15 protein-coding genes are annotated in these 15,218 nt (G+C 65.4%); 9 read left to right on the top strand and 6 right to left on the bottom strand.

Annotated features, from left to right (window positions below; genetic code table 11):
• Nucleotides 1-19: 19 nt before the first annotated feature.
• The 4 genes from C8C99_RS21540 to C8C99_RS21525 all read right to left on the bottom strand — a co-directional run bounded on the left by C8C99_RS21540 (nucleotide 20) and on the right by C8C99_RS21525 (nucleotide 4,992).
• Nucleotides 20-1,246 carry a pyridoxal phosphate-dependent aminotransferase gene (locus tag C8C99_RS21540; protein WP_108626845.1) on the bottom strand — a complete coding sequence of 409 codons (1,227 nt, stop codon included), beginning with the start codon at nucleotides 1,244-1,246 and terminating at the stop codon, nucleotides 20-22.
• The gene (locus C8C99_RS21535) at nucleotides 1,243-2,160 is read right to left on the bottom strand and encodes an amino acid ABC transporter substrate-binding protein (RefSeq protein WP_108626844.1); all 918 of its coding nucleotides are present in this window, start codon (nucleotides 2,158-2,160) and stop codon (nucleotides 1,243-1,245) included. Before C8C99_RS21535 ends, C8C99_RS21540 begins: the two co-directional genes overlap by 4 nt.
• Nucleotides 2,161-2,236: 76 nt before the next feature.
• Complete coding sequence (locus C8C99_RS21530) at nucleotides 2,237-3,433, bottom strand: FAD-binding oxidoreductase (RefSeq protein WP_108627268.1); 1,197 nt, start codon at nucleotides 3,431-3,433, stop codon at nucleotides 2,237-2,239.
• A 23-nt stretch (nucleotides 3,434-3,456) separates the two neighbouring features.
• Entirely contained in the window at nucleotides 3,457-4,992 is a 1,536-nt protein-coding gene (locus C8C99_RS21525; RefSeq protein WP_108626843.1) for an aldehyde dehydrogenase family protein, read from the bottom strand.
• On the opposite strand from C8C99_RS21525, the gene C8C99_RS23970 reads away from it, so the two are divergent.
• A complete protein-coding gene (locus C8C99_RS23970) occupies nucleotides 4,991-5,131 on the top strand; it encodes a hypothetical protein (protein ID WP_158274184.1) in 141 nt (46 codons plus the stop codon). The two genes, C8C99_RS21525 and C8C99_RS23970, sit on opposite strands and share 2 nt — an antisense overlap.
• 118 nt (nucleotides 5,132-5,249) lie before the next feature.
• Nucleotides 5,250-6,161 (top strand): LysR family transcriptional regulator, encoded by a 912-nt coding sequence (locus tag C8C99_RS21520; RefSeq protein ID WP_199226473.1) that lies wholly within the window; start codon nucleotides 5,250-5,252, stop codon nucleotides 6,159-6,161.
• Nucleotides 6,162-6,375: 214 nt separating this feature from the next.
• Here C8C99_RS21520 and C8C99_RS21515 read toward each other — a convergent pair whose 3' ends face one another.
• A complete protein-coding gene (locus C8C99_RS21515; RefSeq protein ID WP_233247279.1) occupies nucleotides 6,376-7,314 on the bottom strand; it encodes a DMT family transporter in 939 nt (312 codons plus the stop codon).
• A gap of 136 nt (nucleotides 7,315-7,450) precedes the next feature.
• Here C8C99_RS21515 and gcvA point away from each other — a divergent pair, with 136 nt between their 5' ends.
• Nucleotides 7,451-8,362, top strand: a complete 912-nt coding sequence (gene gcvA, locus C8C99_RS21510) for a transcriptional regulator GcvA (protein WP_108626841.1) — start codon at nucleotides 7,451-7,453, stop codon at nucleotides 8,360-8,362.
• A 55-nt stretch (nucleotides 8,363-8,417) separates the two neighbouring features.
• Here gcvA and C8C99_RS21505 read toward each other — a convergent pair whose 3' ends face one another.
• Nucleotides 8,418-9,263 (bottom strand): IclR family transcriptional regulator, encoded by an 846-nt coding sequence (locus C8C99_RS21505; RefSeq protein WP_056646322.1) that lies wholly within the window; start codon nucleotides 9,261-9,263, stop codon nucleotides 8,418-8,420.
• Nucleotides 9,264-9,547: 284 nt separating this feature from the next.
• Here C8C99_RS21505 and C8C99_RS21500 point away from each other — a divergent pair, with 284 nt between their 5' ends.
• Genes C8C99_RS21500 through C8C99_RS21475 form a run of 6 tightly spaced genes read left to right on the top strand, consistent with a single transcriptional unit; the run spans nucleotide 9,548 to nucleotide 15,177 of the window.
• Nucleotides 9,548-10,657, top strand: a complete 1,110-nt coding sequence (locus tag C8C99_RS21500) for an ABC transporter ATP-binding protein (protein ID WP_056646325.1) — start codon at nucleotides 9,548-9,550, stop codon at nucleotides 10,655-10,657.
• A complete protein-coding gene (locus tag C8C99_RS21495) occupies nucleotides 10,654-11,526 on the top strand; it encodes an ABC transporter permease (protein ID WP_056646328.1) in 873 nt (290 codons plus the stop codon). The genes C8C99_RS21500 and C8C99_RS21495 overlap by 4 nt, the downstream gene beginning before the upstream one ends.
• 5 nt (nucleotides 11,527-11,531) lie before the next feature.
• Complete coding sequence (locus C8C99_RS21490; protein ID WP_056646331.1) at nucleotides 11,532-12,326, top strand: ABC transporter permease; 795 nt, start codon at nucleotides 11,532-11,534, stop codon at nucleotides 12,324-12,326.
• A gap of 15 nt (nucleotides 12,327-12,341) precedes the next feature.
• Entirely contained in the window at nucleotides 12,342-12,638 is a 297-nt protein-coding gene (locus C8C99_RS21485) for a (2Fe-2S)-binding protein (RefSeq protein ID WP_233247278.1), read from the top strand.
• The gene (locus C8C99_RS21480; protein ID WP_108626840.1) at nucleotides 12,635-14,023 is read left to right on the top strand and encodes an NAD(P)/FAD-dependent oxidoreductase; all 1,389 of its coding nucleotides are present in this window, start codon (nucleotides 12,635-12,637) and stop codon (nucleotides 14,021-14,023) included. The genes C8C99_RS21485 and C8C99_RS21480 overlap by 4 nt, the downstream gene beginning before the upstream one ends.
• Nucleotides 14,020-15,177, top strand: a complete 1,158-nt coding sequence (locus C8C99_RS21475) for an FAD-binding oxidoreductase (RefSeq protein ID WP_056646340.1) — start codon at nucleotides 14,020-14,022, stop codon at nucleotides 15,175-15,177. Before C8C99_RS21480 ends, C8C99_RS21475 begins: the two co-directional genes overlap by 4 nt.
• Nucleotides 15,178-15,218 lie beyond the last annotated feature (41 nt).

Genomic DNA, 15,218 nt, shown 5'->3' with positions numbered 1-15,218 from the left:
ACGGTATCGGATCAGAAATTCAGAGCAGGGTCTGGCAGGCGCGCTGGATGCGCGCGCAGGCCTCTTGCAAATCAGCGGTAGAGGCTGCGTACGAGATGCGGAAGTATGGCGCCAGCCCCAGCACCCCGCCGGGCACCACGGCGACATGGTGCTCGCGCAGCAGGTAGGCGCAGAAGTCGGCATCGGTGCGCAGCAGCATGCCGCCCGGCGTGGTGCGGCCCAGCACGCCTTCGCAACTGGCAAAGGTGTAGAACGCGCCCTCGGGCACACGGCAGCGCAGGCCGGGGGAGGCGTTGAGCGCGGCCACCACCAGATCGCGTCGGTCCTGGAATGCTTGGCAGCGCTCGCGCACCACGTCTTGCGGCCCCGTCAGCGCCGCCACGGCTGCGGCCTGGCTGATGGACGAGGGGCACGACGTGGCCTGGCTCTGCACCACGGCCATGGCCGCAATCAGCGCCTTGGGACCTGCACCGTAGCCCAAGCGCCAGCCCGTCATGGCGTAGGCTTTGGAGACACCGTTCACCGTGAGCGTGCGCTCGCGCAGCGAGGGCAGCACGGCAGCGGGCGTGGCAAACGCACGGCCGTCGTACAGGATGTGTTCGTAGATGTCGTCCGCCAGCAGCCACACCTGCGGGTGGCGCTCCACCACCTCCAGCACGAGCCGCAGTTGCTCGGCGCTGTAGGCCGCGCCGCTGGGGTTGGAGGGCGAGTTGATGAACACCCAGCGCGTGCGCGGCGTGATGGCCGCCTCCAGCTGCTCGGGCGTGATGCGAAAGCCGTTGGCCTCGCTGCAGGGCACGACCACGGGCACGCCGCCCGCAATCAGCACCATGTCGGCGTACGACGTCCAGTACGGCGCGGGCAGGATCACCTCGTCACCCGGGTTCACCGACGCCATCAGCGCGTTGTAGAGGATCTGTTTGGCACCTGCACCCGCAGTGATTTCGTTCAGCGCAAAGTCCAGCCCGTTGTCGTGCTTGAACTTGTGCTGGATAGCAGCCTTGAGTTCGGGCGTGCCATCCAGCACCGTGTAATGCGTCTCCCCCCGCGCCATGGCCTGCTGGGCGGCTTCCAGAATGTGGGCGGGCGTGTCGAAGTCGGGCTCGCCCAAGCCCAGCACGATCACGGGTTGGCCCTGGCGCTTGAGCTGGTTGGCCTCTTGCGTCAGGCGCACGATTTCGGAGACGCCGATGGCGCCCAGGCGGTCGGCCGCGCGGAAGGCCGTGGCGGGGATGGGAGCGTTCATTGCTGGTAGGTCTCCAGGGGCTTGTCGTTGGGGGTGGCGAACAGCTGGCGCAGCGTGGTGCCCAGCGGCAGGTTCAGGCTCATGTTCTTGGGCGGAATGGGGTTCACAAACCACTTGGTGTAGATCTTTTCCATTTCGCCGGACTGCATCAGCTTGGTTAGCACGCCGTCCACCGCAGCCTTGAAGGTGGGGTCGTCCTTGCGGAACAGCAGCGCAATGGGCTCGGCGCCCAGCGGCTCGCCGACGATGCGGTAGGCCGAGGGATCCTTGGAGTTGGCAATCATCCCGGCCAGCAGGTTGTCGTCGAGCACAAAGGCATCGGCGCGGCCGGTCTCCAGCAGCAGGAAGCTCTCGTGGTGGTCCTTGCCCAGCACGGTCTTGATCGGGGCACCACCCAGCGCGCGCTCTTGCTTGCGCAGCAGTTGCACGGCCGTGGTGCCAGTGGACGCTGCAATAGTGCGGCCTGCCAGCTGGCTGATGGACTTCAGGTCCGAATCCTTGCGCACCGCCATGCGCACTTCGCTCACGTAGGTGGTCACTGCAAAGGCCACCTGCTGCTGGCGCGCGGTGTTGTTGGTGGTGGGGCCGCAGCCAATATCCAACGTGCCGTTCTGCACCATGGGCAGCGTGTTCTGCGCCGTCACGGCCATGTATTCGAGCTTGGCGTCGGGCGCGATCTCCTTGAGCACGCGCTCGCACAGCTCGACGTGGTAGCCCACGTATTTTTCGTTCGCGCCCAGCGCGTAGGCCATGGGCGGCGAGGTCTCGCGCACGCCCAGCACGGCCTTGCCACTGGACTTGATCTTCTCCAGCGTGGGCTGAGTGACCGTCTGCGCCTGCGCGGGGGCTGTGGCCATGCAGGCCAGGGCCAGGCCTGCGGCGAGCGCAGTGAAGGTCTTGCGAGAAATTGCCATGTCGTTGTCTCCGTGTGTGTTGTGGTTGGCAGGTGGATGAATCGGGGAGAGAGAAATCGGGCGACTGGGGTGACGCTCAGATCACGTTCTTTTCGAGCAGCGGCGCGTTGCGCGCAATGCGTTTGATGGACAGCGGCGACAGGTCCAGGCTTTGGTAGCTGCCCGTGAGCAACAGCTCGGCCACGCCCCGGCCCACGGCTGGGCACTGCTGCAGGCCGTGGCCCGAAAAGCCGTTGGCAAACACCAGGTTGTCGCACGCCGGGTGCAGGCCCACGATGGCGTTGTGATCGAACGTGTTCATCTCGTAGTAGCCCGCCCAGGCGCCCTGCATACGCAGTGCCTCAAAGCCCGGGATACGCTCGGCCAGGGTGGGCCAGATGTGGTGATCAAACGCGTCGTACTCGGGCTCCAGCGGGGCAAAGTCGGCGTCGTTGTCCGCGTCAGGCGCAAAGCCGCAGATGAAGCCTTTGCCCTCGGGCCGTAGCCAGATGCCGCTGGTGTCGATGAGCAGAGGGCAACCTGGCAGCGCGGCAGGGCTGGCGAGGTTGAAAACGGTACGGCGCTTGCCCACCACGGGCAGATCAATGCCCGCCCAGCCTGCAATCGCCGCAGCCCAGGGGCCGCCGGTATTCACGGCATAGCGGCAAGGCAGCACGGCGTCACTGCGCAGGCGCACCGCGTTCACGTGCAGCACGCCATCGCTGCTCACCATATCCAGCCCCACGGCCTCATCGGCCACGTAGCGCACACCCTGGCTCTGCGCCTTTTTGCGCAGCGCTGTCAGCAGCAGGTAGCCATCAAACCAGCCTTCGCCCGACAGGCCCAGCGAGCCCAGTACCACATCCTGCAGCGCCAGCCACGGAAAGCGCGCGGCCAGTTGCTGCGGGCTCAGCAGCGCCACATCGGCGCCGTGTTGCTTTTGAAGTGCGTGGTTCTCGCGCAGCGTGGCTTCGCCCGCCTGGGTGGCCAGGTACAGGTAGCCGCCTTCGTGCAGGCCAATGTCGGGCACATCGCCATGGCACGCCAAGAGCGTGCCCACGTTGCGCAAAAAGCCGATGCCAAACGCCGAGATCTGGATGTTGATGTCGGTCGAAAACTGCTGGCGGATGGAACTGGCCGACAGCGCCGACGACGCCCGCGCGTAGGTCGGGTCGCGCTCGACCACCACCACCTCGCAGCCCGGTTGCTGCAGCGTGAGGAAGTACGCAATGGCGCTGCCGATAACGCCACCGCCAATGATGACGATAGGGTTTGAGGCCTTAGCGATGGACATGAACGATGCCAGCGGCGCGTGGCTCACACGTCAAACGTCACACCCTGCGCCAACGGCAAAGCGGTGGAGTAGTTGATGGTGTTGGTGGCGCGCCGCATGTAGGCCTTCCAGCTGTCCGAGCCCGCCTCGCGGCCACCGCCCGTTTCCTTCTCGCCGCCAAACGCGCCGCCAATCTCGGCGCCGCTGGGGCCGATGTTCACGTTGGCAATGCCACAGTCCGAACCGGCAGCCGACATGAACTGCTCCGCCTCGCGCACATTGAGCGTGAAGATGGACGACGACAGGCCCGCCCCCACAGCGTTGTTCATGGCAATGGCTTCGTCGATGCTGCTGTACCGCACCACGTACAGAATGGGCGCAAAGGTTTCGTGCAGCGCGGGGCCTTCGTGTTTTTGCAGCTCCACCAGCGCAGGCCGCACGTAGTACGCACCCGCACCACCCACGCCTTCCACACGGCCACCGCCATGCACCGTAGCGCCCAGCGCGCGGCTCTGCTCTAGCGCCTTTTGCATGCCGTCAAAGGCCATGCGGTCGATCAGCGGACCCACCAACGTGCCAGCGGTGCGCGGGTCGCCCACCTGCACGTTGGCGTAGACCTTGGCGAGTTGGGGTACCAGCTGGTCGTAAATGCTTTCGTGCACAAACAGGCGGCGCAGCGTGGTGCAGCGCTGGCCGGCCGTGCCCATGGCGGCAAACGCGATGCCGCGCAGTGCCAGGTTCAGGTCGGCCGTAGGCGCCACGATGGCGGCGTTGTTGCCGCCCAGTTCCAGAATGCCGCGCGCAAAACGCGCTGCCAGGCGCGGGCCCACGGCGCGGCCCATGGCGGTGGAGCCGGTGGCCGACAGCACGAGCACGCGGGCGTCATCCACCAGCACCTCGCCAATGTCGCGCTGGCCCACGATCAGCTCCAGCAGGCCTTCGGGTGCATCGGTGCCAAAACGTGCAATGGCACGCTGCGCGATCGCATGCGTTGCCAGGGCGGTGAGCGGGGTCTTTTCCGAAGGCTTCCACACCACCGAGTCACCGCACACCAGCGCCAGCGCTGCGTTCCACGACCACACGGCCACGGGGAAGTTGAAGGCCGAGATCACGCCGCACACACCCAGCGGGTGCCAAGTTTCCATCATCCGGTGGCCGGGGCGCTCGGTGGCAATCGTCAGGCCGTACAGCTGGCGCGACAGGCCCACGGCAAAGTCGCAGATGTCGATCATCTCCTGCACCTCGCCCAAACCTTCGGACGGGATCTTGCCCGCCTCGATAGTCACCAGCAGGCCCAGGTCGGCCTTGGCGGCGCGCAGTTCTTCGCCCAGCAGACGCACCAGTTCGCCCCGGCGCGGTGCGGGCACATTGCGCCACGCGGTGAATGCGGCATGCGCGCGGCCGATGGCGGCCGTGGCGTCGGCCGCGCTTTGCTGCGGCACCTGGGCCAGCACCTCGCCCGTGATGGGCGAACGGGCCGCCAGCGTACCGCCGGTGTACGCGGCGCGGGGCACGCCCAGGCGTTGCAGCAGTTGATCGACTTCAGACACAAGAGGGGTGAGAGCAGAGGTGGCAGACATGGCGACTCGCAAAGATGAAGGGGGTGCAGAAAAAACAAATCCGCGCAAGAAAACCTACGCAAAGAATGCGCCAATATCCGCCAATCCCAAGGCAGTGGATAGCAAAAAAATGGAACTACTTGATCACAAATCAGCATGAAGTGCCTGAAAATTGCAGAGCTGGTAGCGCTTGATACATGAGCGCTGCGAGCCAAAACAGTGCATGGGCTGCACACGCTGCTCATTCCCCCCGCGCATGATCCTCACCACTGCCCCACATGACCCTGCTGCGCCGCGCCTTCCTGCCCTCCACCGCCGACCTGCTGGCCTTTGAGGCAGCCGCACGCCACCAGAGCGTGTCGCGCGCGGCCGAGGAGCTGCACCTCACGCAAAGCGCGGTGTCGCGCCAGATCCGCCAGCTGGAAGAGCAGATTGGCACCGCCCTCTTCCACCGCGTGCGCCAGCGTGTGGTACTGACCGATGCGGGTCGCGTCTACGCGGCCGATGTGCAAAACGTGCTGCAACAGCTGTCGGCCAGCACGCAGAAAGCCATGGCGTTTTCCAGCACCGACGGCCTGCTCAACCTGGCCGTGCTGCCCACACTGGGCACCCGCTGGCTCATCCCGCGCCTGGGCGGCTTCATGGCGCTGCACCCCGAGGCCATGGTCAACTTCTCGGCCCGCACCGAGCCGTTTGACTTTGCGGGCACACCGTTTGACGCCGCCATCCACTTCGGCACACCGCACTGGGCGGGCGCCGTGTGCGAGTACCTGATGCACGAAGAAGCCGTGCCCGTGTGCAGCCCCACCTACCGCGACCGCCACCACATCCACACCCCGCAAGACCTGACGCGCGTGGTGCTGCTGCAGCAAAGCACCCGCCCCACCCAATGGGCCGAGTGGTTTGAGCTGGTGGGCGCCCCTACGGCCCTGGCCCTGCGCGGCCCGCAGTCTGAGCACTTCGCCATGATTGCGCAGGCCGCTGTGTCGCACCTGGGCGCGGCGCTGCTGCCGCGCTTTTTGATCGAGCAGGAACTGGCGGCGGGGAGTTTGGTGGAGCTGTCAGACCAAGTACTGACGAGCACCGATGCCTACTACCTCGTGTACCCTGAGGCGCGGGCGCAGACGCCGCTGGTGAAGGCGTTCAGGGATTGGGTGGTGGGGGAATGCGCGGGACAGCGGCAGGGGTGAGGGTATGGGTTGCCGGTTACTTTCACATCGCGAGAAATACAAGCGAAAGATGCCTAGAGCGCTTATCGAATAAGCGCTACTAGCTATCAAAAGTGAATTAAATGCGTCTGATGCGCAGCAGGATGACCGTGCGCCGTTAGGCCAACTGTCAGTCAAGGAATCGATCTAGCTGTTCGATTAAGGGGCAGATGACCAACTGGGTCACGCTAGAGATTCAGCGCCGCGATAGCGTAATGCCAAGCCCTGCAAGGACCAGCACGGAGCCCACCACAAACGCAGGACCCAGGCGATCTCCCAGCAGCGCAGCCGCTGCGGCAATGCCGAAGATAGGCTGCAGGTACTGGACAGCCGCAGCCACCCGCGCAGGCACCACCCGCAGCAAGCCCAGCCACATGTAAAGGCCTGCCACGGTCACGAATACGCCGAGGTAAGCCGCTGCACCGATGCCCATGCCGGTGAACTGTGTTGGCGCCCGCGTCCATTCCCAGCCAACCCAAGGCAGCAATGCCAAGAAGCCGAAGGTTGTGCTCCATGCGGCCACGGTGGCGGTGCCGTGTTCGTTCGTCAGTTCCACGCTCCACACGTAATAGAACGCAATGGCCACCGATGACAAGAGCATCCAGCCAACGCCCCACATGGTGGTGACCGATGTGGCTGCGGCTGCGTCCATATCCCCCAAAGCCACCAGCGCGATCCCCGCGAAGGCGGTCAGCAGACCCAGGGCCTGAATGCGCGAAACATGCTGACCCAGCCGTATCGCTGCAAACACCACGATGAACAGCGGAATCGTGGCCGACACGATGGTGCCCACCGAGGCAGAGGTGCCCGCCACGCCAAAAGTCTGCGCCACTTGGCCTATGCCAATGCCCAACAGCCCAAGCGCAGCCACCTTGGGCAAGGCCCGCCAAGGAAGGGTTTGGCGCCCCAGGGTGAAGAGCAGCATCAACGGCACGGCGAAGGCGAAGCGGAGTGCCGTGAGGGTGAGCGGTGGCAAGTCCTGCAAGCCCAGTTTGGTGACCGGAATTGACAACCCCCAGATCAATGCCAGGAGCAGCATGGCCCCCAGGTGGCGCGGGCTGTAGTCATGCGTTGGCGCTCCTGGGATCTTGGACGGATTGGCTGCGACGGTGCTGGATGTAGTGCTGTTGCTCATGGATGGGGCAGGCTCGGAGAGGGTGCCCCAAGGTGTCAGAAGGGGCAAGGTCGATAGTGGCGTTGAGGCGATGGACTGACAAACGATTTGTTCTCACATAATGCGTGAGTCTCACTCACGCATCAAAGCGCACCCCATGTTCGACCGGCTTCCACCTCTGCAAACCCTGCGTGCCTTCGAGGCAGCGGCGCGCCTGCTAAGCATGACGCGCGCGGCGGAGGAATTGCACCTCACGCACGGCGCTGTCAGCCGTCATATTCGGACGCTGGAAGACGATCTGGGCTGCCAGTTGTTTCTGCGGCTGACCCGGCGCATCGTGCTCACCGAAGCAGGGGCAGAGTTTCATGCGGTGGTCGCCCGCTTGTTGGGCGAGTTGGCCGGAGAAGCGCAGCGCCTGCGCGGTGATGACACTGGTAAGCGACTGACGGTGAGCACCAGCGTGTCATTTGCCAGCAAGTGGCTGGCTCCGCGCCTGGGAAGGCTGCAGGCGTCGTGTCACCCCTTCGATGTGCACATGGATGTGACCGACGTAAACGTGGATTTGCGCCTGGGGCATGTGGACGCCGCCATTCGGTACGGATTCGGCCGTTACCCGCACGCCATGGCAGAGCGCATTCTGGAAGAGACAGTCACGCCAGTGTGCAGCCCAGACTACCTCTCAAGATGCGGCGGACTGGAGCAGCCGGCCCAGCTGCTTCGCGCCCACCTGCTGCACGAAGTGGGAATGATGGCGAATTGGGCGCAGTGGTTAGCGCTGGCGGGGCTGGACAAGAAACGTCCGCCCCACGGTCCGAGCTACAGCCACGGTTCAATGGCGGTGGAAGCTGCGATACGGGGTGAGGGAGTCGCACTGGCCCGTAGCACTTTGGTGGCCGACGACATTGCAGCCGGCAGGCTGATAGCACCATACTCAGCATTGCGCCTGAAAGCCGAGCGCGGCTATGACTTGGTCTACCGTGTCGGTGAACGAGACCATCCCAAGGTTGTAGCGTTGCGGAATTGGTTGACCACCGAAATACAGGCGTTCACATCAGAGGCGGATGCATAGAAGCGGACACACAAAACCCTTGTGATGGTCTGCAATGGGTCAAAAACTCCCGTCCCTACTCACCCGACACCCCAATCGCTAACCCCTGCGCCCCGCCTCCCAAACTCTGCGCCGGCCGCCTCAAAGTCGCGTCAAACGGATTGATCTTCGGTCCCACGGCAGCCGCCTCACGCTTGAGCAGCTCAACCACCGTGGGCAGCCGGTCATCGTTCAACCGCGCAGAAATGGTGCCCACGCTCAGCGCAGCCACCGCGCGCCCTTCGCGATCAAGGATAGGCACGGCCACGCCAGCCATGCCTTCCAGCAACCCGGTATTGCGCCCCGCATAGCCCAGTTGGCGCACGCGCTCGATTTCGGTGCGCAGGTAGACCTCATCAAACACGCCGTATTCGCGCACACGCGACAGATTGAAGCGGATCACCTCTTCGCGCTCGGCCTCGGGCAAAAACGCCAGGATGGCCAGCGCGCCCTGCCCCACGCCCAGGGCCACGCGGCCGCCGATATCGCCGGTGAACGAGCGGATGGGGAACGGGCCCTCGCTGCGGTCCAGGCACACGGCGTCAAACCCACTGCGCACCAATAGAAAGATGCTGTCTCCCAGGCTGGCGCACAGGCGCAGCAGCGCGGGGCGGCAGAGGCTGCGCAGGTCGCCAGGGTTGCCAGCTTTGGCCGCCAAGGCGAAGAAATCCATGCTCAGGCGGTAGAGCTTGCTGCGCTCGTCCTGCTCGACCATGCCTTCTGCCACCAGCGATTGCAGCAAACGGTGCGTGGTGGCCTGTGTGAGGCCCACGGCACGCGCCAATTGGGTGACTCGCCCGCCCTCGGCCTGCACGGCCGACAGGGCCCGGATGACGGCAAACACCCGGGGTACGCCGCCGGTGGCGGTGGATGCGGCTTCCATACCTCGCTCCTGTGGAATTCGTTGATCAAACCAAAGGCATCATATTTCATTGAACGGAATAAATTCAATAAAACTTCCGTTTAATGGAATACCCGAAGCGTTCTGGTTTGTTTATTGCAATAGATTCAATTGAATCGAGCGGCTGCTTCAACCTTTGAAAACTACTTGCACCACACCGGTGCAGACACCCAAAGGCCCGCAGCCCATCCCTGCAACTCCACAGCAGGTGGCATGCACCGCCCCCAGGCAACCCGTGCAACGCCACCACCGGAAAGGCTTTCGCCATGTCGTTTCTCAAGCTCACGGATGTGACCAAGTTCTATGGCAGCACCTGCGCGGTGCAGGCCATGAACCTCACGGTGCAAAAGGGTGAATTTGTGTCGTTGCTGGGCCCCTCGGGCTGCGGCAAGACGACCACGCTGCAGATGGTGGCGGGGTTCGAGGCCGTGACCAGCGGGCGCATCGAGCTGGACGGCAAGGACATCACCCACGCCAAGGCCAACACGCGCGGGCTGGGCATCGTGTTCCAGAGCTATGCCCTCTTCCCCCACATGACGGTGGCGGCCAACGTGAGCTTTGGGCTGGAAATGCGCAAGGTGCCCAAGGCCGAGCGCGCCGAGCGCGTGGCCCAGGCCCTGGCCCTGGTGCACCTGGAAAAGCACGCCACGCGCTTCCCCCGCGAGCTGTCTGGCGGCCAGCGCCAGCGCGTGGCACTGGCCCGTGCGCTGGTGATCGAGCCGCCCGTACTCCTGCTGGACGAACCTTTGTCCAACCTCGACGCCAAGCTGCGCGAGGAGATGCAGTTTGAGCTGCGGCAAATCCAGCGCAAGGTGGGCACCACCACCATCATGGTCACACACGACCAGAGCGAGGCCATGTCCATCAGCGACCGCGTGGTGGTGATGGAGGCCGGCCGCGCCACGCAGATCGACCACCCGCACCGCGTGTACGAGCACCCGCGTACGCGTTTCATCTCCACCTTTGTGGGCAAGGCGAACCTGCTGCCGGGACAGGTCGCCCACGCGAGCGGCACGCACACGCAGGTGAAGTTGGGAGCCCTCACGATGGAGGTGGACGGTGCCCGCTACCGCCCCGGCGCTTCCGTGCTGCTGAGCGTGCGGCCTGAAAAAGTGCAGCTGGTGCCCCCCGTGCAGGGCCGGATGGACGGCCAGGTGTGCGAGCGCTTCTTTTTGGGCAGCCAATGGCTGTACCGCGTGGGTACCCCCGTGGGTGACCTGATGGTGCTGGCCCCCAATGACGGCCGCGCCGCGCTGGCCGAGGGTGAGCGCACCGGCGTGGACTGGCCCGACCACTGCATGCGCCTGCTGCCCGCCGATGAAACCGCACTGGCTGAGCTGGAAGCCGAAGACACAGCCGCCGAGGTGGCGCCATGAGCCTGGCCACCACCTTGCTGCACAAAAAGGCCGCGCCCTGGTGGCTGTCCGGCCCGGCGATGCTGCTGTTCACGGTGCTGTTGCTGGTGCCGCTGGCACTCACCGCCGTGCTGTCGTTCAACGCGTTCGACCCGACCACGGGGGTGAAGGCGGGCGAGTTCACGCTGGAGCATTACGCCCATGTGTTCACCGATTCGTACTACTACTCCATTTTTTGGCGCACGTTCTGGATTGCAGGTTTGGTCACGCTGATCTGCGTGTTCGTTGGAGCGCCCGAGGCCTACATACTGAGCCGCATGGGCAACCCGTGGCGCTCCATCTTGCTGCTGGTGGTGCTGGCGCCGCTGCTGGTGTCGGTAGTGGTGCGCGCCTTTGGCTGGAGCATGCTGCTGGGCCCTGAGGGGCTGGTGAATGGGCTGTTCGGGCTGCTGGGTTTTGGGCCCGTGAAGATGCTCTACACCGAGATCGCGGTGGTTATCGCCCTGGTGCATGTGATGCTGCCCTTCATGGTCATCCCCGTGTGGACCTCGCTGCAAAAGCTGGACCCTGGGGTAGAAAACGCGGCGCTGTCGCTGCAGGCCACGCCCTTCACCACGCTGCGGCGCATTGTGTTGCCGCAGGTGCTGCCCGGCATCTTGTCGGGCAGCCTGATCGTGTTTGGCCTGGCCGCCAGCTCGTTTGCCATCCCCGGCCTGCTGGGCGGGCGGCGGCTGAAGATGGTGGCCACGGTGGTGTACGACGAGTACCTGCACGAGCTGAACTGGCCCCTGGGCGCAGCCATTGCGCTGACGCTGCTGGTGGCCAACCTGGTGGTCATGCTGAGCTACAACCGCTTGGTTGAAGGCCGCTACAAGAAATCACTCGGGTGAGCACGATGCAAAAGAACGGCCCTCTCGCCCTCGCGTTCAACGCGCTGGTCATCACCTTCATGCTCGCCCCCTTGCTGGTGGTGTGCATCGTGGCTTTCACGCCGCACAACACGCTGACGCTGCCCACCACCGAGCTCTCGCTGCGCTGGTTCAAGGCGGTGTTCGAGCACCCAGACTTTATGCAGTCGTTCTGGAACAGCCTGTGGCTAGCCCTTGCATCGGCCACGCTGGCCACGGTGCTGGCGGTGCCTGCGGGCATTGCCATCACACGCTACGACTTCCCCGGGCGCGGCTTTCTCAATGGTTTGTTCCTGTCGCCGCTGATCATTCCGCACTTGGTGCTGGGCGTGGCTCTGCTGCGACTGTTTGCGCTGATCGGCGGCACGGGCAGCTTTGGCTGGCTGGTGTTTGCGCATGCGCTCATCGTCACGCCCTACACGCTGCGGCTGGTGGTGGCTGCCCTCGTGGGCTTTGACCGCAGTGCCGAGCATGCCGCCCTGTCGCTGGGTGCCAGCCAGGCCACGGTGTTCACGCGCATCACGCTGCCAATGATCCTGCCCGGCGTGACGGGTGGCTGGATGCTGGCCTTCATCAACAGCTTTGACGAAGTGACCATGTCGATCTTTGTCACCTCGCCCAGCACGGTGACGCTGCCGGTGCGCATGTACATGTACGCCACTGAATCCATTGACCCGCTGATGGCGGCGGTGTCTGCGCTGATGGTGGGCCTGACAGCCTGCGCGATGGTGATTCTTGACCGCGTGTACGGCCTGGACCGTGTGCTCGTAGGCAAGAAATAAATGGGCACGAATTCCATGACTGTGAACACAGCCCTGCTCCACCGCGTGGCCGAAAAAGACCGCGCCCCCGTGCCCTTCACGCTCGATGGCGAACCCGCCACTGCGCTCGAAGGCGACACGGTGCTCACGGCCATCCTCACGCACCGCGCCCAGCTGCGCCGCAACGAATTCAGCCACGAGCCGCGCGCTGGCTTTTGCCTGATGGGTGCGTGCCAGGACTGCTGGGTGCAAACCGCCACCGGCGAACGGCTGCGGTCTTGCGCCACCTTCATCCAGGCGGGCATGCAGCTGACCACCGGAGCGCCCGCATGACCGCCCCCGCATTGCAACCCGTGATCGTGGGCGCAGGCCCTGCGGGCATTCGCGCCGCGCAAACCCTGGTGGCGCATGGCGTGCGGCCCGTAGTGATTGACGAGGCCGCGCGCAGCGGCGGCCAGATCTACCGCCGCCCGCCCGCCCACTTTGCCCGCAGCGCACAAACGCTGTACGGCACCGAGGCCTCACGCGCCACAGCTTTACACAGCACGTTCGACGGCCTACAAACCCACATCAACTACCAACCCGACAGCCTGGTGTGGAACGCCCAAGGCGGCCTGCTCGACGTGCTGCACGGCCCCACGCAAACCACGCGCACGGTGCCCTACGGCCAGCTCATTGTGGCCAGCGGTGCTACCGACCGTGTGCTGCCCGTGCCCGGCTGGACGCTGCCCGGTGTGTACACGCTGGGTGGCGCACAGGTGGCGCTCAAGTTTCAGGGCTGCACCATTGGCCGCAACGTGGTGCTGATGGGCACCGGGCCACTGCTGTACCTGGTGGCATACCAATATGCCAAAGCGGGCACCAAGGTAGCCGCAGTGCTGGACACCGCGCGGTTTGCCGACCAACTGGCCGCCCTGCCCGGCATGCTCACCCAGCCCACCGTGCTCGCCAAGGGCTTGTACTACGTAGCTTGGCTCCGCGCGCAGGGTGTGGCCGTGCACACCGGCGTGCGGCCGGTGCGCGTGGAAGGCGACACGCGGGTGAATGCCGTGGTGTGGAGCGACGGCCAAGCCGAAAACACCGTGCCCTGCGATGCCGTGGGCTTTGGCTACGCCCTGCGGTCCGAGACCCAACTGGCAGACCTGCTGGGCTGCCGCTTTGCCTGGGCGCCCATGCACCGCGCCCACCTGCCCGAGCGCGACAGCTCAGGCCGCACCAGCGTGGCAGGCGTGTACCTAGCGGGCGATGGCGCGGGCATCATGGGTGCCGATGCGGCCGAGTGGGCGGGCGAGCGCACCGCACTGGCGCTGCTGGCCGACCATGGCGTGAAGGTAGACACAGCACGTGCTGCAGAGCTGGAACGCAAGCTCACGGATCTGATGCCGTTCCGCCAAGGGCTGGAGCGCGCTTTCCCCTTCCCCACCGACTGGGCTGCGCACGCACCCGATGCGCTGGTGGTGTGCCGCTGCGAGAACATCACGGCGGGTGAGCTGCGCGCCTGTGCGCGCGATGCGGGTGCTGACGAGATGAACCGACTGAAGGCTCTGACCCGCGTGGGCATGGGCCGTTGCCAGGGCCGCATGTGCGGCGTGGCGGCGGCAGAAATCCTGGCCCAGGCCACGGGCAAGCCCATTGATCGGGTGGGACGGCTGCGCGGACAAGCGCCGATCAAGCCCATCCCCATCCACCTGCAAGCCCAGGCGGAGGCCCGCACATGACCGCCACCCGAACCATCGACACCGACGTCGCCATCGTGGGCGGCGGCATCATGGGTGCATCCGCCGCACTGGCGCTGCGCCGCAAGGGCGTGAGCGTGGTGCTGCTGGAGCGCGACCTGTGCGGCTCCCGATCCAGCGGTGTGAACTACGGCGGCGTGCGCCGCCAAGGCCGCCCTGTGAGCCAGCTGCCGCTGGCGCAGCGCGCCCACCAGGTGTGGGCCGACCTGCCTGCGCTGATTGGCACGGATGGCGAATACCAGCGCAGCGGGCATTTCAAGATCGGCCGCAGCGAGGCGGACATGGCTGCGCTGGAAGCCTATGCCAACCTGAGCCGCGACTTTGATCTGGGCATACAGCTCATCTCCGGTACCGCGCTGCGCGAGCGCTGCCCCTGGCTGGGCGGGCGCGCTGTGGGCGGATCGCTGTGCCCCGATGACGGGCAAGCCAACCCGCGCTTGGTGTCGCCCGCCTTTGCGCTGGCTGCGCGGCGTGCGGGGGCGCAGATTTTGGAACGCACACCGATGACCTCGGTGGAGCACGACGGCAAGATCTTCACCGTGCGCTCGGGCACTACCGTGGCCGTGCGTGCGCCCGTGCTCATCAACTGCGCAGGCGCCTGGGCCGGTGCGCTGACAGCGCAATTTGACGAGGCCGTGCCCATCCACTCCGGCCACCCGGCCATGGCCGTGACCGAGCCCCTGCCCTTTTTCATGCACTGGAGCCTGGGCGTGGAAGGCGGCGGCATTTACTGCCGCCAGGTGGCCCGCGGCAACCTGGTGCTGGGCGGCGGATCGGGCGTGGCACTGGATGCCGACCGCGCCCGCTCCGAGCGCAGCGCCATCGCCACCCTGGCCGTGCAGGCGGTAGAGCTGCTGCCCGCGCTGAAGAACGCGCACTTCATCCGCACCTGGAGCGGCACCGAGGGCTACCTGCCTGACCGCCAGCCCGTGCTGGGCCAAAGCAGTACCACGCCCGGCCTGATCCACGGCTTTGGCTTTGCCGGCGCAGGCTTTCAGATTGGTCCCGGCGTGGGCGAGGTGCTGGCCGAGCTGGCCCGCGATGGCCGCAGCACCACGCCGATTGATGCCTTCGCGATTGAGCGATTTGTTCCCAAAGCAGTGGCTGAAGTGGCCAGCACTGCGGCTGTCCAGTGACCCATTTGCCACCGACCCGTCCCCACTCTCCCACCAGAAAG

This window comes from Acidovorax sp. 107 (genome assembly GCF_003058055.1).
Classification (GTDB): Bacteria; Pseudomonadota; Gammaproteobacteria; order Burkholderiales; family Burkholderiaceae_C; genus Acidovorax.
This window is presented reverse-complemented; position numbering and strand designations above follow the sequence as displayed.